14 protein-coding genes are annotated in these 18,440 nt (G+C 45.9%); 7 read left to right on the forward strand and 7 right to left on the reverse strand.

Features of this window, described 5'->3' with window-relative positions; genetic code table 11:
* The first annotated feature begins 10 nt into the window (after positions 1-10).
* A complete protein-coding gene (locus ACO08K_RS25540) occupies positions 11-1,108 on the forward strand; it encodes an MBL fold metallo-hydrolase (protein ID WP_421799319.1) in 1,098 nt (365 codons plus the stop codon).
* A 25-nt stretch (positions 1,109-1,133) separates the two neighbouring features.
* The gene (locus ACO08K_RS25545) at positions 1,134-2,321 is read left to right on the forward strand and encodes a TlpA family protein disulfide reductase (RefSeq protein WP_421799320.1); all 1,188 of its coding nucleotides are present in this window, start codon (positions 1,134-1,136) and stop codon (positions 2,319-2,321) included.
* 41 nt (positions 2,322-2,362) lie between these two features.
* On the opposite strand, the gene ACO08K_RS25550 is transcribed toward ACO08K_RS25545, so the two are convergent.
* Positions 2,363-3,127 (reverse strand): DUF3667 domain-containing protein, encoded by a 765-nt coding sequence (locus ACO08K_RS25550; protein ID WP_421799321.1) that lies wholly within the window; start codon positions 3,125-3,127, stop codon positions 2,363-2,365.
* A 90-nt stretch (positions 3,128-3,217) separates the two neighbouring features.
* Here ACO08K_RS25550 and ACO08K_RS25555 point away from each other — a divergent pair, with 90 nt between their 5' ends.
* Positions 3,218-5,221, forward strand: coding sequence for a serine hydrolase (locus ACO08K_RS25555; protein ID WP_421799322.1), 2,004 nt, complete (start codon positions 3,218-3,220; stop codon positions 5,219-5,221).
* 79 nt (positions 5,222-5,300) lie between these two features.
* Here the strand turns inward: ACO08K_RS25555 and ACO08K_RS25560 are convergent, their stop codons facing one another.
* The 3 genes from ACO08K_RS25560 to ACO08K_RS25570 are packed head-to-tail and all read right to left on the reverse strand — an operon-like array spanning position 5,301 to position 9,941.
* Positions 5,301-6,413 (reverse strand): esterase, encoded by a 1,113-nt coding sequence (locus ACO08K_RS25560; RefSeq protein ID WP_421799323.1) that lies wholly within the window; start codon positions 6,411-6,413, stop codon positions 5,301-5,303.
* A gap of 45 nt (positions 6,414-6,458) precedes the next feature.
* Entirely contained in the window at positions 6,459-8,021 is a 1,563-nt protein-coding gene (locus ACO08K_RS25565) for a carboxylesterase/lipase family protein (RefSeq protein ID WP_421799324.1), read from the reverse strand.
* Positions 8,022-8,036: 15 nt separating this feature from the next.
* Positions 8,037-9,941, reverse strand: coding sequence for a sialate O-acetylesterase (locus tag ACO08K_RS25570; RefSeq protein WP_421800580.1), 1,905 nt, complete (start codon positions 9,939-9,941; stop codon positions 8,037-8,039).
* Between the two features lie 214 nt (positions 9,942-10,155).
* Between ACO08K_RS25570 and ACO08K_RS25575 the strand changes: the two genes are divergently transcribed.
* Positions 10,156-11,403, forward strand: coding sequence for a serine hydrolase domain-containing protein (locus ACO08K_RS25575; RefSeq protein ID WP_421799325.1), 1,248 nt, complete (start codon positions 10,156-10,158; stop codon positions 11,401-11,403).
* On the opposite strand, the gene ACO08K_RS25580 is transcribed toward ACO08K_RS25575, so the two are convergent.
* Both ACO08K_RS25580 and ACO08K_RS25585 read right to left on the reverse strand, forming a co-directional pair.
* On the reverse strand, positions 11,398-12,276 hold the full coding sequence (locus tag ACO08K_RS25580; protein WP_421799326.1) for an SDR family NAD(P)-dependent oxidoreductase: 879 nt from the start codon (positions 12,274-12,276) through the stop codon (positions 11,398-11,400). The two genes, ACO08K_RS25575 and ACO08K_RS25580, sit on opposite strands and share 6 nt — an antisense overlap.
* Positions 12,277-12,329: 53 nt before the next feature.
* Positions 12,330-13,106: a phytanoyl-CoA dioxygenase family protein gene (locus tag ACO08K_RS25585; RefSeq protein WP_421799327.1), complete on the reverse strand. Its 777-nt coding sequence runs from the start codon at positions 13,104-13,106 to the stop codon at positions 12,330-12,332.
* 254 nt (positions 13,107-13,360) lie between these two features.
* On the opposite strand from ACO08K_RS25585, the gene ACO08K_RS25590 reads away from it, so the two are divergent.
* The 3 genes from ACO08K_RS25590 to ACO08K_RS25600 all read left to right on the forward strand — a co-directional run bounded on the left by ACO08K_RS25590 (position 13,361) and on the right by ACO08K_RS25600 (position 16,168).
* Positions 13,361-14,854, forward strand: coding sequence for a hypothetical protein (locus tag ACO08K_RS25590; protein ID WP_421799328.1), 1,494 nt, complete (start codon positions 13,361-13,363; stop codon positions 14,852-14,854).
* 131 nt (positions 14,855-14,985) lie between these two features.
* A complete protein-coding gene (locus ACO08K_RS25595; protein WP_421799329.1) occupies positions 14,986-15,318 on the forward strand; it encodes a hypothetical protein in 333 nt (110 codons plus the stop codon).
* 118 nt (positions 15,319-15,436) lie between these two features.
* The gene (locus ACO08K_RS25600; RefSeq protein WP_421799330.1) at positions 15,437-16,168 is read left to right on the forward strand and encodes a DoxX family protein; all 732 of its coding nucleotides are present in this window, start codon (positions 15,437-15,439) and stop codon (positions 16,166-16,168) included.
* A 29-nt stretch (positions 16,169-16,197) separates the two neighbouring features.
* On the opposite strand, the gene ACO08K_RS25605 is transcribed toward ACO08K_RS25600, so the two are convergent.
* Entirely contained in the window at positions 16,198-18,387 is a 2,190-nt protein-coding gene (locus ACO08K_RS25605; protein ID WP_421799331.1) for a transferrin receptor-like dimerization domain-containing protein, read from the reverse strand.
* Positions 18,388-18,440: the final 53 nt, after the last annotated feature.

Raw genomic sequence — 18,440 nt, forward strand, 5'->3', positions numbered from 1 at the left:
TCATCGCATCATGCTCATTTTCCTATTCATTTTAGCCTTGTTTATTGGACTTGTTGTGTTGTACCTGCAACTGCCCCAATTTGGCAAAGCGCCTTCGGGTGAAAGGCTGCAACGCATCAAACAATCCCCTCATTACAAAGAAACTGCATTTGCCAACGAGGAGGCAACAGGTACCTTTTCAGAAGGGCACACCTTTGGTGGAGTACTGTACAGCTTCCTGTTTGAAAAAAAGCCTGATCAAATGCCAAAAGAAAGAGTACCCTCCACTTTTACCGATTTGCATCAACTTCCTGCTGATGTGGATGCCTTGGTCTGGTTTGGTCATTCTTCCTATTTCCTACAAGTTGGAGGTATAAAATTCCTGATCGATCCGGTTTTTAGCGGCAATGCCTCCCCCATCTCAGGTTCAAACCAGGCTTTTAAAGGCAGCGACATTTATGCCGTGAAAGATATGCCAGCCCTTGACTACCTGCTAATTACACACGACCATTACGACCATCTTGATTACCCAACGGTCAAAGCTTTGCAAGACAAGGTACAAATGGTGATATGTGGTTTGGGAGTGGGCTCACACCTGGAGCGTTGGGGCTATCCGGCAGATCGAATCATTGAAAAAGACTGGTATGAAAGCCTGACCCTGGGAAAAGGGATGACCCTGCATACCTTACCAACCCGTCATTTTTCAGGGCGCACTTTCAGGCGCAACAATACCCTATGGCTTTCCTTTTTGTTGGAAAGTCCAAATGGAAAATTTTACCTCGGCGGCGACAGCGGTTACGGGGAGCACTTTGCCAAAATCGGCGACCAGTTTGGCCCCATTGATTTGGCCATTCTCGAAAATGGCCAGTACAACCCGGCCTGGCACGAGATCCATTGCTTTCCCGAAGAAACCTTAAAAGCAGCCAAAGCTTTAAAAGCCAAACGCCTGATGCCCGTTCACTCGTCCAAGTTCGCCTTGGCCATGCATCCCTGGTACGAACCCTTGACGGAAATCACCCGCTTGGATAGTGGATATGACGTACCTTTGGTTACACCCATGATTGGAGAATGTGTCAACCTGCAAGAAAGTGGGCAGGTCTTTCAGGAATGGTGGAAAACGCTGCGGTAAATTGATCAGGTTTTATGCTTCATTTATGAAACAGACTATTCATTTTCTTTTGCTCATCCTCTCCTTGCATACCAGTTGCAGCGGCCAGGCGTCCCTATCCGGAAAACTCACCTTCGCTCCCAATGATCAATGGGCCCCTACCCTCTTTTTGATTCAGCCGCGCAGTTTGGATGAGGTGGCAACCAGTTTTTTAGGGCAGGTGATTGATTCGGCCAAAGTAAAAGCAGATGGCAGTTTTGTTTTTAACAAACTACCAGATAGCCCAGAGCCTATATTGCTCGAATTGGCCGTGCAAAAAAAAGGCGAGCAGTTTGTCAACCGCTTGAACAACGAAAATCCGGGCAGCGACAACTATTGCCCAATTATTTGGAAAAATGGGCTCAAACTCAAAATAAAGGCCTCAATAGCCCAATTCCAAAGCACTTTTACCATCGAAAACCCCTCCCCTGAAAATGTAGCCCTGCTAAAATTAAGGGACATTCGCCAGTCCGCTTTTCAGCAATTCCTATCCAAAAACAAGGAAGAGGAGCACGAAGAAACAAAATTACTCGAAGTCGAAGCGGCAAAATTGAACTTTCAAAAACACTTAATTGACTTTGCGCAACAAACCGACCATTTGCTGCCCGCACTTTTGGCCATCCGCTGGGTAAGTCCGAATCAGGATTACGAACGCATTCCCGAATTTCTATTTTCCCAATGTCAAAGATGGCAAGGCAGCCATCCTGGCCATCCCTGGGTGGAGCAACTCTGTCAAAAAAGCAAGCGTGAGCGCCTCCCGGTCTTGATCGGAGATAAGTTACCCGACGCTCTTTTACCCATGCTGGCTGGCGATACCCTTACCCTGGCTCAACTCATTGGCAACCGGCGTTTAACCCTTTTAGACCTTTGGGCTTCCTGGTGTGCCCCTTGTCGGCGCGAAAACCGCGACTTTTTGGTGCCTATGTGGGAACAGCACCACAAAAATGGCTTTGAAATCATCGGTTATGCCTTAGATGCCAGCGCAGCAGCCTGGAAAAAAGCGATTGAAGCGGATGGTGCCTACCGATGGGTACATGCTTCTCACCTGCGGGGAGATGATGCTCCTTTGATGGAAACGCTGCGCATTCAAACGATTCCCGCAAATTTTTTACTGGATGCAGAGGGAAAAGTGATTGCGAAGAATTTGCATGGCCAAGAGCTCGTGAAATTTGTAGCAAAATACCTTGGAGAATGAGCTAAGCGATCAACATCAATCTTCAACCCCCAGTCATCATTTTATTGTTTTTGCAAAAAAACAAACGGGACAAGTGCAATTGAAACCACAAGAGAAAACAAAAGAATGCTCACGAAATAGATCAAGACCACTTTAAAAAAAGCAGCAATCCAGCCTTGTTTAAACAGTTTGTGAATGGCGTAAGTATAATACAGTACCATAATCAGCATGCTCAGCATAGTGATCCAATCCATGTTCAAGTTGAGGAAAAGAACTGGCATAAATACGATTGATGCCTGGGCATTGAAGTAGGCATTAGCCACCAAGTGTTCTGCATAGTTGAGCCCAAATTTTTTGAAAAAAAACCGGGTGAAAATCGCAAAAAACGGGATATACAAAATGGATACAAGCTGAAAATATTGTTTCATTAAATCGTTGTACAGCGTGGCAAATTCATTCGCTTTTTGGTTTTCACTTTGCTGAATCATGTCAGCCATCCCCGCAGCTTGTTGATCATAAAAACCAAATCCAATGTAGATCAATGCAGCAACAGCCGTCCAGAATATAAGGTATCTAAACGGAGAACTATATTTTATCGTTTTCCCAGCAAGGTAATCCAACACTACCTGATCTGGCTTTTTAAACAACATGAAAAACGTATAAATTAACCCGTGATCCACATTGCTGATCTGATTGAAAATATCTTCAAAGATTGCGCGTATGGTGATGCGGCGCTGGATTACTTTTTGGCCGCACTGCCCGCAATAGACGCCAGAAAGGGGGGCTGCACAAGATTTGCATTGAAGGATGTCTACTTGATTTTCCATCGTTGAGCTTTAGTCGCGCAAGATAGTTTTATTTGTTATCTGTGCAAAAATTGGCGTTTTATCCTTTATTTAGCTTGAAACAAAAAAATCATGAAAGTTTTAAAAATCACCACGACTCTTAGCCTTTTTTTGTGCTTTTTTTACAACCTAGCCCTTGCTCAAGTTCAAAAGGGAGAGCTATTTAAAGGCAAAACTGTTTCAGCAGAAATCGATCCGCAGGAGCAACACCGCTACTCCGTCAGCCTGGAGAAAAACCAATTTGCTTTTTTCAAATTGATGCAGGAAGGAGTAGATGCAAAAATTGTTACCTACACACCACAAGGAAAAAAAATCGAAGAATTTGATAGCCCAAATGGAAACAATGGCGCCGAGTTGTTTGCCATAAAATCGGATGAAAAGGGGAAATATGTGGTAGAAGTTACGCCATTAGAGGAAAATGATTCCAAAGGAAAGTATACCATCACCTTAAAAATTGTCAAACCCAGGGCACTCACTCCTGGTGATCAAGTGGATGAAGTTTTTGCGCCATGGGACAATAAAGACAGCCCTGGTGCGGCAGTCGCTGTAGTTCAAAACGGTGCAATTGTGTACAAAAAAGGTTACGGAATGGCTAACCTTGAATACGATATTTCCAATAGCCCTTCCACAGTTTTCCACATCGCTTCGGTTTCAAAACAGTTTACAGCTTTTTCCATTTTGTTGCTGGAAAAGGCGGGCAAGCTCAATCTGGACGACGACATCAGAAAGTACATTCCTGAAGTTCCTGATTTTGGCAAAACCATCACTTTGAGGCATTTGGCTACCCACACCAGCGGCCTACGCGACCAATGGAACTTGTTGGCAATGGCCGGTTGGCGGCTGGATGACGTGATCACCAAAGAGCATGTGTTAAAACTGGTAAGCAAACAAAAAGCGCTCAATTTCAATCCAGGTGAAGAATTTGTGTACTGCAATACGGGTTTCACACTACTGGCCGAAGTTGTAGCCCGAGTGTCTGGCCAATCCTTTGCGGAATTTACCCAAGCCAATATTTTCAGTCCTCTAAAAATGAAAAGCACCTTGTTTTACGATGACCATGAAAAAATCGTAAAAAATCGGGCCTATTCCTATTATGACAACAATGGCTACAAAAAAAGTGTGCTGAGCTATGCCAATGTGGGTGCCACCAGTCTTTTTACCACCGCTGAAGATTTGAGTTTGTGGGCTTTGAATTTTGGGAACCCGGTAGTGGGTGACACCTCCCTAATTCGCAAATTGAATACCCTGGCAGTTTTGAACAATGGAAAAACCTTTGGTGGGGCTTTAGGCCAGTTTGTAGGCAAGTACAAAGGTTTAAACGAAATCCAACACGGCGGGGCGGATGCTGGCTACCGCTCTTTTTTAACCCGTTTTCCGGATGAAAAATTGTCGGTGGTTGTTTTGAGCAATGCCGCTGAATTCAATTCTGGCGATATGGCTCACAAGGTCGTGGACATTTACCTGAAGGACAAGATCAAAACGGAACCAGTGACAGCCGCCAAAAAAGAAGAAAGCCCCAAGACCGCTGGAGTTGCGGTAGACCAGGCCACATTAAACACTTACCTCGGAGACTTTGAGCTTCAGCCTGGCTTCAACATCAGCGTCACCTTAAACAATGGCCAGCTGTTTGGGCAAGCAACCGGGCAACCTGCTTTTAAACTCACTCCCTTGTCAAATACCGAGTTTAAAGTGGAAGGAGTAGATGCAAAAGTGGAGTTTGTGCCGAATGGCGGAGAGAAGGTCAATACCCTTAAACTCCATCAAGCCGGGCGCATAATGGATGCACCGCGTTTAAAGGGCTTTGATAAAAATGCAGTAAACCTGGCCGAATTCTCCGGCAGTTTTTACAGCGAAGAATTATCTACCACTTATGATTTTGTGATGGTCGGGGGAAAACTGATGGCCCAACACAGCAGGCACAGTGATTTTGAAGTACTGCCCATAAAAAAAGACATTTTCTCGGGGCAGGCCTGGTTTTTTGGGCAAGTTGAGTTTGTCCGCGATGCAAACAATGGCATTACTGGCTGCAAAGTAAGCAATGGTCGGGTGAGGAATTTGTATTTTAAAAAGCTGTAAGTTTTGAAATAAAATAGGGGCTGGCTCAGAAATTCTGTTCTGAGCCAGCCTCTATTTTATTGGCGTATTAGCCAATCCCTTACTTGAATAACTTCTGAGCAATCGTAATCAAATAAAGTTTGCAGTTCATCCAGGTGTGCCCACCGTCAGAAATAAAGGTTTCGTGTTTGATGTTTTTTTGTTTCAACACTTCCATAAATTTCTGGTTCACAGCGTACAGCCCGTCCTCTTTACCCACGCCGATCCAAAACAACTTGAGCATTTTGTTGGTCTTTTCAGGATTGGCAAAAGCGACTTCGTTGTTGCGCTCAAATTCGTTTTCAAGCATACCAGGTGCAAATCCACACACATAACTGAACTTGTCCAGGTTGTTTAAGCCAAAGTATAAAGTTGTCCCTCCTCCTCCGGAAAAACCAGCAATAGCGCGACTGTCTTTGTCATTTTTGGTCCGATAATTTTTCTCCACAAAAGGCATGAGGTTATCAAAAAAGTCAGGCTTAAATTCCTGGAGGTTATCCCAATTGCGGAGGCTGCCCGCGGATTTGCTGATTTTTGGAAAAGCCCGGCCATAAGGCATCACAATGATCATCGGTTCAGCCTTGCCCTCCGCAATCAGGTTGTCGAGGATGATGTTGGCCCGCCCTACCTTGGTCCAGGTTTCTTCGGTATCCGTGGTTCCATGCAACAAATACAATACGGGGTATTTCTTTTTCGAGTTTTCCTCATAACCTGGCGGTGTGTAAATCACAACGGGGCGGAGACCCAATGCCAGTGAGTTGTAATACCGGTAGGAGACCGTACCATGGGGCACATTTTTAAGCGTATGCACCAAAGGGCTATTCCCGGTAACTTCCAAAATGCTGTTTTGGAAACCCTCATTGGGGAAAATAGCCGAGTTTTTTGGATCGGCTATCTGAATTCCGTCAACATTGAAGGCATAAGGGTACATGTCGGGTTTTACCGGCCCTACCGTCACGCTCCATACCCCTTTGTCGTCTTTTGCCATGGCCACTGGAGCCTTTTCAAATTGCGCATTAAGCTTAACATCAGTGGCTTTGGGAGCCCAAAGTTTGAAGCTCACTTTTCCATCCGGGTAAACTTCAGGAGAAACAAAGGTGGGTTGCTGGTTAGGCTGTGACCAAGCCAGGGTAACTGCTCCACAAAAAATCAAGAGAAAGATGTTCCTTTTCATATGTTGTTGAATTAAAGTCTGAGAAATTGTTTGAGTTGTTAGGACTTATTTTGCCCATGCTTTACCTTCAGCTGTACGCCTCCAAGCATAATACGCATCCAGAACTTTTAATGATTCCTCACTAGGAACAGCGCCCATTTGAGGGCTTTGTTTGAAATGCATCACTGCATGCTTCTTGCTCGTGAATTTTTCCCATTTTGGCACTCCAGGTCCATTGGGATCACCAAACTTGGCAAAGTTGGTCCAATAGGTCATGATTGCTTCAGATATGGCCTGGTCCGTAGGGGAAGCCTGCTTGCTTTCTGGATTGACATGACCGAATACAAACGCTACATCCTGCCCATGTGGAGAACCTGTGCCAAAAAGGGGCGAATCGGCCGGAAATTCAGGGTGTTGGTCAAAGTAATAGTAAAACACCTTCGATTTTTTGCTGGTTTGAGCCTGCATCATGGCCCATTTCCAGGTGTGCCAGCCAAAGGCTGCGTCACGGGCCAGGTCGCGGGCAGTTTTAGGCACATTTTTTTCACCAACCGGGTAGGCTTTAACCAGGTCATCAGCAAATTTCCCGTACCTTTTTTGCACTCCGTCCAGGTAATCTTTTGGCGTTTTGGGAGGCATAAAACTCATCCCTTCATCGGAATTGTAGCCAACCAATATAGGAGTAGCGTTGTACTGTCCCTTAGCATAAAGTGTACTTTGATCCGCAGGAATGACGTAGCCATCAATGGTCGGCCAGGATGTACCCAAACCTCGAACTCCTGGCAATTGATCAGCCGGGATTGCCCTCAATTCTTTCAGATTGGCTACTCCGGCTGTTTTCATGTATTCCAGACCCATAGTCTCCGCATCAGCGAGCAGTTTTTGGTTTTCGCCTGGGTAGGTGGTCACCCGCGGAGGGCCAAATGAACCACCACTTTGGGAAATGGCGCCATGGAAAAGCCCCTTGGCCAGGGGTGAAGCACAAAGCATACTTACTGCAATCCCACCGGCTGATTCTCCAAAGATGGTCACTTTTCCAGGGTCACCTCCAAAAGCCGCGATGTTGTTTTGCACCCATTGCAACCCTGCTATCATATCGAGCAGGCCGTAATTGCCAGATGCCTTGTTGGGCGACTCCGCGCTCAACTCCGGATGGGCGAGAAAACCCAGCTGACCAACCCGATAGGCAATACTCACCAAAACCACCCCTTTGGCAGCCAGTTTTTCTCCAGTGTAACCCGGTTCGGCGGTAGACCCAAAACTGAAACCACCACCATAAATCCATACCAAAACGGGCAGTTTTTCAGTGGGTGATTTTGCCGGGCTCCAGATGTTGAGGTACAGGCAATCTTCACTTTTCCCGGCTGGAGGGTTGCCTCCCTGGAAAGGGCTGGGGCCGTACTGGGTTGCCATTTTAACCCCCTGCCATTTTTCAACGGGTTGGGGGGCTTTCCAGCGGTTTTGCCCAGAGGTAGGAGCACCAAACGGAATTCCTTTGAACACCTGTTGGCCATTTTCGAAGCTGCCTTGTACCAATCCATACTGGGTCTGGATGGGCTGCCATTGCTGAGCGTGGCCAAACAATGGGCCCATGATCAGCATTAAAAAAAGTATGTTGAAACGCTTCATAACCTTTGATTCAAATTATTTAAACAGCTGTTGGGTAAACTGATACAAACACCGTCTCCAGGTGAGCCATTCGTGTGCCGTGTTTTCAGACACGTAATAGGTGTTGTTGATTCCGGCTTTGGTAAAGGCATCGCTGAGTGCTTTGGTGCGCTGGCCTTCATGGGAGCCAATCCCCAAAAAGAACACTTTGACCTTTTTGTTAAAATCGGCACTATTGGCAAAGGCACCATTGTAAGCCGTTTTCATTTCAGTTTCCGGGTTAAACATTCCAGCTCCACTAAAACCACCGATGTAGGCAAACTTGTCCAGGTTGGGCAGAGCAGTCTGGAATGTTTGGAAACCTCCCCAGGACAAGCCAGCCATGGCCCGGCTCAAACGATCGGTTTTTACTCTGAAATTCTTTTCCACATAGGGGATGATTTCATTCATTAGCATGGGCGTAAATTTTGCTCCGAATTGTTTCCTCGCTTCGTTGACGTCCTCACCAACCGCTGGCTTAAACATGCCGCCAGTGCCTCCATCTGAGATGACGATGATCATCGGTTTGGCCTTTTTGTCGGCGATCAGGTTGTCCATGATGATGCTCAACTTGCCTTGTTCCACCCAACCCCGTTCGTCTTCGCCCATGCCGTGCTGCAGGTACAAGACAGGGTATTTTTCAGTAGCATTTACATCGTAACCCGGAGGAGTGTACACAAAAAAACGTTCATAACCGCCTACGGTCTTGGAGAGGTAATAGTTTTCCCTTACCTGGCCATGGGGAATGTCACGTGGTGCATAAAATGCCTGATCCGGGGCCGGAATTTCAATGCCACTCATCATTTTGCCAATCCCAAAGAAGGATTCGGAAGCAGGATCAGAAAAACGGTAACCATCAATCAACAAGTAATAATAATGGAAGCCTGGCTGCAAGGGTTCGGTGGTAACTGTCCACAAACCTGCTTCGTTTTTCACCATGTCATATTTTTTGGCCAAATCAAGTTGCACATTGCTCGCCCCGGGAGCATCAATTTTGAAAATGGCGCGGCCTTGAGCATCTACCCGCGGGTATTGCATGCCGGGAGCATTGGTTTCGGCGGCAATGGATTGAGTCGGAAAGGCTTCAATGTCGACCCCCATAGAGTACAACATCCGGGTAGCGTAACGTTTCCCAAATTTGCGGATGGCTTCAGCGGTGAAATGTAATTTGTCGGGCACAGCCTCCAGGCCATAAGAAGGAATCACCATGGCGCGTGGGAGGGTTTGAGGCAAAGTGGCGATGATCTCATTCATGCTGGCGCAGCGCCCACCCTGGTCGGCATTCACCAATTCGCCTGCGAGGAGGGGAATTGAATTGGGCGCGAGTTTCAGGTCGGCGAGTAAGTCGTCGTAGATTTTTTTGACTTTGGCGGGCCAGGCTTTGTCTCCAGTATTGGATTCGCCCTGGTGCAACAAAATGCCCTTGATCACCCCTTTTTGCTGGGCGATTCGGGCCATGTCCACCAGTCTTTGGTACGGGTTTCCACCATAAGCATCGGACATTTTAATCATCCATGGCCTTGAAGCAGCTGAGGTATCCAGGTAGGTCTTGTACAATTCTTTGTCAAAAATCTCAATCTTGCTCCCGGCCACGGCCACATGCACCAAACCAACACTGATTTTTTCTGGAAGGTACTGAACCATGGTGCGGCCAAAATAGTCCGCGGGAGACAGGCGGGTATTGCAGCGGCAAAGCGGTGGCTTGGCATCATACCAGTTGCCCATGGTACGGCCCAACTCGGGGCAATCCAGGGCCGATAACAATTTCAACCTTTTATTGGTTATCGTGTCCTGTGGGCCAATCGGCGCCGGGCCTTCCATATTGGACTGGCCAATACACAGGTAAATGTGGAAATTCGGGTCTTGGGCGAAGCCTTTTTGCGCAAAGAGGCTTAAGCCCATCCCAAACAGGATGAGTAAAATGTTAGTTGTTTGTTTCATAGTTATAGTTTATCGATAAATGTAAATTTAATTTTTATTCTCATTGTCAGGAAACCTTCGATGTAATTTTCTACCGGTAAGCCCCCAAAACTGTTTTTTCAGGAAAGTAATGCCGTACTTGTATTCAAAATCAGGAAAAGAATCTATTTTCGGGCGAGTACAAATCCAATCCATCATGCGTTATCACCTGCTGTTTTTGCTGCTTTTAGCATCATTTTTTTTCGTTTTTTCCCAATCCAAACCAACTCCTTCCCCTCAACTTGCCACTGCAAAAAAATTCAAAACCCTGGATAGTCTGTTGCAAAGCGAGGTAAATGGGGACAAGATTCCAGGTGTAGTCATTCAGGTCAAAAAAGGCAAACAAGTCCTTTTCCAGCGTGCCTACGGGCTTTCCCAAAAATACAACGCTCAGCACCAGCTCCTCCCCAATCCTGAGCCAACCACCCTTGAGCACCTGTACGATTTGGCTTCCTTGACCAAGGTAGTTGGCACCACCACTGGCATCATGTTGCTGGTGGATCAAAAACAGATTGGGCTCGATGATGCGGTAGGCAAATACATCCCCGCATTCGACACTCCAGAAAAGCGAACAATCACCATTCGGCACTTGCTCAGTCATTCCGCTGGGCTAAAGGAATGGTACCCACTTTATTACCGCGCCTCGAATAAACAGGAAACTTATCGATTGATTGGAGAGCTCCCACTAGCCTTTCCGGTAGGAAAACAGCGCCGTTACAGCGATTTGGGGTTTGTGCTCCTGGGGCAGATCATTGAGCAGATTTCTAAAATGCCTCTTGATCAATTCCTGGATCAGCAAGTGTTTAAACCTCTGGGAATGATCCACACGACCTATAATCCGCTGAGTAAGGGAAGTTTCACTAAAATCGCCGCCACTTCCCACGGAAATCCCTACGAAAAAAGGATGGTTTATGATCCCTCACTTGGTTTTACGGTGAAAGAAATTGATCCCAAACAATGGGACGGCTGGCGCAATTATACCCTAAAAGGTGAAGTGAATGACGGCAATACCTGGTATGCCAACGGAGGCATCTCTGGAGCAGCAGGCCTGTTTTCCACGGTGGGTGACTTACAAAAATTGGTAGATATGCTCCTGGCCAAAGGAAAAGTGGGTGATCGAAAATTCATTTCCGCACCAACCATTGAGCAATTTTTGACCAAAGACCAATTCAACAATGGCCTGGGTTGGATGATGGACCCGACCAACCCAGTTATGAAAAACGCTCCCGCTGGCACTTTTGCCCATACGGGGTTCACCGGGACCAGCATTGTGGTGGTGCCGCAGGCGAATATTTCAGTGATTATGCTCATCAATAGGCAGAACATGGGCCTGTCAGCCAAAGGCAGCTATTACGACCTCGGTCCATTGCGCCAGAAGGTTATTGCTGCCGCATTAAAACTATAAGGTCTTTTTAAATTTCAACTGGGTATTGATGATGCTGTGCCGAAGGGAATCTGGCAAGTAGCGCACCATCCAATGCATCAGTTTTGAATCGGCTCCAATGAAGTATTTGAGCTTGGGCTTGCGGCTCTCCAGTACTTTTTTGTAAACCAAAGCTGCGGCCTCCGAGCTTACTCCCTTGTTTTCTAATTTGTTGGATAACTGAAGGGCAGATACGACGTTGTCCCGATACAAGTGAGCGCCTTCAGGGGACAATTGCTGCAAGCTGTTTTTAATGCTGTTCTCCGCATTGTTCCAAATCTCCGTTTTTACAGCCCCCGGCAAAATGGCCGAACAACGAATGTTTTGCGGGGCCAACTCAAATCGGATGGATTCTGTAAAGCCCAAAATGGCAAACTTGGCGGCATTGTAAAACTGAATAAAGGGAAAGGAAGAAATGCTGCCCGCCGAGCCGATATTGATGATTCTGGCGCTAGATCCATTAGTCCGCACGTATTGGCGTAACAGGGGAATAAATGTTTTGCAGAGCTTGGCCATGCCCCAAAAATGGGTTTCCATCAGGTGCTTGGCTGCCGCTTCATCAAATAGTTCAGTGGGAACACCGATGCAGCTTCCCGCATTGTTGATGAGGGCATACAAGCCATTTTCTCCAACAGTTTTAGCTACCTCCTGATACGCCTCCTCGATTGCGGTAGCATGAGTCACATCCAGTTTCAATGGGATGATATGAGGGTGATTAATTTCCTGCCAGTTCTTCAATGCCTTTTCATTTCTAACCCCGGCAAAAACGGTATAACCTGAATCGGCCAATAGTTTTACCGTTGCTGCTCCCATTCCGGAGGAAGTGCCCGTGATGAGCACGTATTTCTGATGCATACTTTTCAATTTTGTGTTGGATTGCTGGTAAAAACGCTATAAAGACTGCCAGGTCAAACATCCAAAATCACTCTGGCCATCGGATGTATTCGCTCCAATGTTTCGGACTGAATGTATCTTTTTTGATCAATCTGTTGAGGTTGGTCTCTTCGGCAAAAATAGCTATGGATGGCTCGACGGGGCTGTTCGGTTCTGTTGTTGGTCCCGCCATGCCAGGTGTGCGAGTTAAAAATAAAGACAGAACCTGCTGGTGCTTCAATCAAGACCTCTTTTGGATGGGTCGCCAGCGGGTCTGCCAGAACCTCCTGGGGCATTTCACCAGTCAAATGGGTACCTGGAACAATGCGGGTAGCTCCATTTTCTTCAGAAAAATCGTCCAACAACCAGATGGAATTGCATACCTTAAAATCATCCGCAGCAACTGCCTCATGCCAGTCCACATGCAATTTTTGGAGCCCCTTACCTGGTTTTGCAGCTCGATAATTTAGAGAGGACAATTTAAACTCCTCTCCCAAAACCTCGGCCATTGCAGCCAATACCCTGGGATGCGTATAAAACACATCAAACGCCACACCTTTATTCACCAAATCGGCCAATCTATCCGCGCCTTCTTCTTTAGGGTGGCGGATGTAGGGCGAATCCATCAATTCGGAACCGGAATTTTCACCTTCCTCGTCCATGAGTTCTTTCAATCGTTGCTGAATGGACGCCAACTGCTCATCCGAGAGCAATTTGCCCAGATTCAAATATCCATTTTCGGCTAAAAACGCTTTTTCTGTTGAAGAAAGCGTAGCTTCAGTTACTCCAAGTTTTGACAACAATGTATTCATAGGTTTAATATTTTAGGGTTTATCGCCAAAAATACCGCTGCATTATTCCACAGCTAAGAAATGAGATATATCATTGAAAATAGGCATAAACTTGATCAATTTAAACAAAATGGACAAACCCATTTGGAAAGAAGATGAAAACTTTATTCAACTTTTCCCGGTGCAGATCAGTCTCCTTTTTTTTGGCACTGATTATGCTTTTTTATGCTATAAGTTGCAACAGGTTTGCATTCCAAAGCATCGAAACAAAAAGATTGATAGCAATTGAAAAAAATTCAATCAACCCCAAACGTTTCATCGTTCATGCCGGGGAATACCTGTATCAAATCAGTAATTTATCGCTAGATAAAGATAATTTGATGGGTACATTGGCTCCCGTTACTGGCTCGGTGTTTTACAGTTCCATGATGACAAAACCCTATATTATCGAGCATGAAGGTATTCTTAACGAAGTTCACCTGTATTTAAACTCAACTATGGAGCCTCCGAACTATGGCAAAATTACCGTTCCGCTGAAAGACATTAATGAAACCCGGGTCATTGTCCGTGATAACTCTGGGACAGTACTCGGTATATTGATTTTTGCCGGGGCAATGGTAGGTTTAGGTGCCCTCCTCCTCTCCACCATTACCTTCACTTCCTGTCCATTCGTATATATTCAGTATGGCGAAAAGTACCAATTTGCTGGCGAAATATTTGGTGGTGCGGTAGGTCAAAATCTTTGTCGCAACGACTACCTTCCCTTGCCTACTTTACCAACCAAAGACGGGTTTTACCAACTTCAAGTCAAAAATGAATTGCAAGAAAAGCAATACATTGACTTGTTGCAATTGGTTTTTGTACAACACCCCGCAGGCACCAGAGTAGGAATGGATCAAAGTGGACAAGTCCATCTTTTAGGTAATGAGCAAGTCCCAGTAAGGGCACACACCTTTGACAATGTGGATGTACTATTTACCCTTCAAAGCAAAACCAACTATTTCTATTCTTTTAACAACGAGGAATCTTCCAGTAATGGAGTCTTTCTTACTTTTAAAAAGCCACAAGGATCCCAAACTGCCAACCTTGTGTTGAATGTCAAAAACAACCTATGGGTCGACCATGTCTTAAACGAGTACTTTAGCAAGTTTGGCAACAAATTTGACTCCTGGATGGAGCAACAGGCCAAAATCCCTGCTGAAGAACGACTGCAAACTATTCGCAATGGCGATTTACCGCTAAGTGTTTATCTTAAAAAACAGGGAAAATGGCAAAAAATCGAGGAATTGAATGCAATAGGTCCATTGGCTTTGAAAGAGTTGCTTATTCCTTTGAATCTGTCGGGCATTGATTCGGATGAAATTGAGTTAAAATTGGAAAGTGGGTTTATGTTTTGGGATCTGGATTATGCCGCCATGGATTTTACTACAGCTAGCCCTAAGCAGCTTTTTATCACTCACCTCGATCCCATTTCAGCGCTTGATTCTGCCAATCAAGACCAAACCAGGGTGCTCAAAGCAGCAGATCAAAACTACCTGGAGCAAAAATCAATAGGAGAATCCATAACGCTTCGGTATCCACAGGCTCCTACCCTAGAAGGAATGAACCAAAGTTTTTTCTTGCAAAGTCGGGGCTATTATGAATTGATCCGCAAGTTCAAGGGTACTCCACAATTCGAGGAGTTGAATCAATTGAAAGCACCGGGAGCTTTTTCGGATTTTTCAAGAAAAGAATACCTGAAATTCATTGCGCCACTGTGGGTTAAGTAGCCTTTTTATGTGCAAATGTTTAACTCCAGCGTCTGCTTTTTAAAAATTTAGCAGTAATACTTGCAAATGTAGTTGCCAAGTCTTTACTTTGTATTTCAAAGTACTTTAATAACCAATAAAACAAACAACCTATGACTTGGCAAAATGAGTTGCTGCAGGTTTTCCAATCCAAACTTCTGATCAAACGTGCCGGGCAAGGTGCAGGCATTGCCCTTTTATTGGTGAGTTTGTTCCTTGTAATCATTAGCAAGGCGCATCTTGAGCCCTGGATGCTCGTATCAGTATCCATTGTTACGATTGCTGGGGCTATTGCCGGAGCATCCTATTACATTCAGATGGAATTGTTTCGCAATTGGGCCACTTGGTTAAGGGTGTTGTTGAATAGCCTGGGTGTGCTGACTTATCTTGTGGTGTTGTTTTTAAGTTTGGTTTATGCGCTTAGTTTGACTGGGCACTGGAACTAATTTCATCGAAGTCCAAAGTACATTTAAGATGCTGTATGAGTTTGTATTCCACAATGCAAACTCATACAGCTTTAAGAGATGTAAGCATAGCATCTTTTAAGGAAATTCAAACAACTGCATGAGCATAGCATCCAAACTTGATCAAATTCACTCAACAGTACAGGCAAACCGCTGGCTTGGGTATTTCGCCATTTTCAACCGCATTGCCTTAGCCGCCGGTTTTTTGCCAGCGGGTTGGGTTAAAATCATTGGCGAGCGTTTTACCGATTTACACAACAATCAGCCGATGGGTCATTATTTAGAGGCCCTCCACCATACTGGTTATTATTATACGTTTATCGGGGTATTACAAATGCTCGCAGCGGTTTTATTGCTGATCCCACCTACGGCATTACTTGGCGCCCTGCTCTATTTTCCCATCATTTTGAACATTACCATTCTATCCTTTGCTGTGCGTTTTGAAGGATCTTTGCTCACTGCCCCGATGATGGTGCTGGCCAATTTGTACCTGCTTTGCTGGGATTACGATAAGTTGAAGTTTATTTTTCCTTTTAATCGCCCTGCCAATCAAGCAGAGTTACCCGATCGAAAAAATCTAAGCAAAAAGTTTCCTGTCCTGTTTTTTAGTGGTGTGTTTGCGACCATAGTCCTTTACGTCCTGTTCATTACCAATGTGTACAACATCATGCCCCGCAATACCCTGCCCGATTGTGTGACGCAATGTGATGACAGCAGCAATCCTCAGGCTTGTGAGGACTTTTGTGATTGTATTCACAACCAGGGTCAGTCGCTTGACAAATGTTTGGAGAAATACAATAAAGCAATAAAGGCTACCAACAGTACGCGGTAGCCTTCTTGGTTCAAACCATTGCCTGCCTCTTATTTCCCCAACATTTTTTCAATTTCTCCGGAGAAAGCGTTCAGCACATCCGCAGTATTCTTGATTTGCTGATCTACCTCTGTAAATTCGCGCTGTTCAATGGCTTCTCGGATGCCCGGCAGGGTTTTCACTCCGTACCCAGTATAAAAACCTGGCGCATAGATAAAGTGCTTAAACCAGGGGCGTTTGGGCAAGCCACTTGAACGGGTTAGTTTTTGTTCCAGGTGCATCAAGGCCTGATTGATGAGTGCCGGATTAGCCAGGGTTTTTGATGTAGAAGCCTGGTACAAGTCAGCCGCTTGTTTCAGGCGGGCCAGAGCGCTTTGTAAAGGTGCAAAGTTGAAATACGGCGTTTCAGGCTGCACTTTGGGGCCTTTTAAGCTTTCGCTTGGGTTGAGTGCCAGGTCGTACAGTCCACTTTGGATGTTTTGGTTTTCCTTTTGGGTGCTATTCCGCTGGTCATCGGCAAGTTTCATCACTTCATCGGCATAGGTTTTTACCGTGGTGTAAAATTTCTGAAACTCAAAAGGAAGTACCTCGGCATTGGCCAGGCGCAGCGCAGTGCGTGCTCCTACTTTAGCAAGTGCGAGGCCATACATAAAGTTTTTGTCCTTGAAACGCACATAATCCAGGTAAGTATCGTACATGGTGTGGTATTCCCCTCCGGAGCCTTCTCCTCCGAACCCAATATTCAACGAGGCAATACCCAGGTGCTGAATGAAGGGCGTATAATCAGAGCCTGAGCCCAAGGCACTGAGTTTCAAACCCGGGCTTTCCTGCTTCAAAACGACCTTTTCCATGGCCTTTCTGCGATCATAGATGCTCTTTTGGGTTTGGGGATCTTGAACATCCTTGGACACCTGTTCAACCATTTGTTCAAGCGTATGTGATCCGCCAGCGAACAAGAACCCTGAACCATTGCCATCTGAATTGATGTAAGCAACTGCTTTTTGGCGCAATTCGTCTGCATGTGTTTCTACCCATTCGGTTGATCCGAGTAGTCCAGGTTCTTCTGCGTCCCAGGCGCAATACACGAGGGTACGTTTGGGTCTTTGGCCATTTTTGGCCATAAGTCCAATGGCCCGGGCTTCCTCTAATTCCGCTACCAGGCCGCTAAGCGGATCGGCGGCGCCATGTACCCAGGCATCGTGGTGGTTGCCACGAATAACCCACTGATCAGGAAATTCTGAACCTTTTAGTTTGGCGATGACATTGTAGGCGGGTTGTAAATCCCAATTGAACTCCAACTTGAGGTGTACTTTGCCCGGGCCAGCTCCAAGGTGATAAGTAATGGGAAGTGTACCTCTCCATTCTGGCGGAGCTACCGGACCAGCCAAGGCAGCCAGGATGGGTTGGGCATCTTCATACGAAATGGGCAATACAGGAATTTGGGTCAAGGTAACCGCATCCTTCCGATCCAGGCGTTTGGCGTCTTTAGTTGCTCCGTATCCAGGAGTCAGTGGATCACCGGGATACAAAGGCATGTCTAGCACCGAACCGCGTTGAGCACCTGTTTCGTTTTTATAGGCACCTTTGGGGTATACATCACCTGCGCTATATCCGTCGTCCTTAGGATCGGAATAGATGATGCAACCAATGGCACCGTGTTCAGCGGCCACTTTGGGTTTGATGCCCCGCCAGGAACCACCGTAGCGGGAGATGACAATTTTTCCTTTTACATCAATGCCATAGCGCGCTAACAATTCATAGTCTGCTGGAACGCCGTAATTGACATAAACCACCTCTGCCGTTACGTCTCCATCAATAGAAAAACAGTTGTAGGTGGGAAGCATGCCGGGCGTACTAGTGGAAGGATCTTCCTTGAGTGGTTTTTCAACCAGCTTTGCCTTATAAACGGTGGGCGATACCACTTCCAAAACCCGCATTTTAGGCGTGGGAAACAGGACATCAAAACGCTCAATTTCTACTTCCCAGCCCCAGGAACGCAAGAGTCCCGCCATAAATTCTGCATTGGCTTTCCCATGCGGTGAGCCTACATGATGGGGCAAAGAGGACAATTGTTTCATCCATTGATCGAGGTTTTGGGTCGATAGTTGCTGGTCGACTTGCTTTTCCAGTTCTATTTGTTTGCTGGAACCAGCTTTTGAAAACCCGATTAGCTCTTGTGATTGGCTAATGGCCAGAAAGGGCAGTGCTAAAAAGCAGAAAAGGAATTTCATTTTATTCATACTATCCGTTTTGAAAAGGCATGATTAATTTTGTTCCAAGATTAGACATTGGC

Origin of the sequence: Haliscomenobacter sp., from assembly GCF_965225875.1 — a bacterium.
GTDB lineage: Bacteria > Bacteroidota > Bacteroidia > Chitinophagales > Saprospiraceae > Haliscomenobacter.

What these genes read in the sequence shown, in the direction of transcription:
- ACO08K_RS25555 (WP_421799322.1), top strand. Translation starts at nt 3,218, where the DNA reads ATGAAAGTTTTAAAAATCACCACGACTCTTAGCCTTTTTTTGTGCTTT.
- ACO08K_RS25550 (WP_421799321.1), bottom strand. Translation starts at nt 3,127, where the DNA reads ATGGAAAATCAAGTAGACATCCTTCAATGCAAATCTTGTGCAGCCCCC.
- ACO08K_RS25545 (WP_421799320.1), top strand. Translation starts at nt 1,134, where the DNA reads ATGAAACAGACTATTCATTTTCTTTTGCTCATCCTCTCCTTGCATACC.
- ACO08K_RS25570 (WP_421800580.1), bottom strand. Translation starts at nt 9,941, where the DNA reads ATGGGCTTAAGCCTCTTTGCGCAAAAAGGCTTCGCCCAAGACCCGAAT.
- ACO08K_RS25540 (WP_421799319.1), top strand. Translation starts at nt 11, where the DNA reads ATGCTCATTTTCCTATTCATTTTAGCCTTGTTTATTGGACTTGTTGTG.
- ACO08K_RS25560 (WP_421799323.1), bottom strand. Translation starts at nt 6,413, where the DNA reads ATGAAAAGGAACATCTTTCTCTTGATTTTTTGTGGAGCAGTTACCCTG.
- ACO08K_RS25585 (WP_421799327.1), bottom strand. Translation starts at nt 13,106, where the DNA reads ATGAATACATTGTTGTCAAAACTTGGAGTAACTGAAGCTACGCTTTCT.
- ACO08K_RS25575 (WP_421799325.1), top strand. Translation starts at nt 10,156, where the DNA reads ATGCGTTATCACCTGCTGTTTTTGCTGCTTTTAGCATCATTTTTTTTC.
- ACO08K_RS25580 (WP_421799326.1), bottom strand. Translation starts at nt 12,276, where the DNA reads ATGCATCAGAAATACGTGCTCATCACGGGCACTTCCTCCGGAATGGGA.
- ACO08K_RS25565 (WP_421799324.1), bottom strand. Translation starts at nt 8,021, where the DNA reads ATGAAGCGTTTCAACATACTTTTTTTAATGCTGATCATGGGCCCATTG.
- ACO08K_RS25600 (WP_421799330.1), top strand. Translation starts at nt 15,437, where the DNA reads ATGAGCATAGCATCCAAACTTGATCAAATTCACTCAACAGTACAGGCA.
- ACO08K_RS25605 (WP_421799331.1), bottom strand. Translation starts at nt 18,387, where the DNA reads ATGAATAAAATGAAATTCCTTTTCTGCTTTTTAGCACTGCCCTTTCTG.
- ACO08K_RS25595 (WP_421799329.1), top strand. Translation starts at nt 14,986, where the DNA reads ATGACTTGGCAAAATGAGTTGCTGCAGGTTTTCCAATCCAAACTTCTG.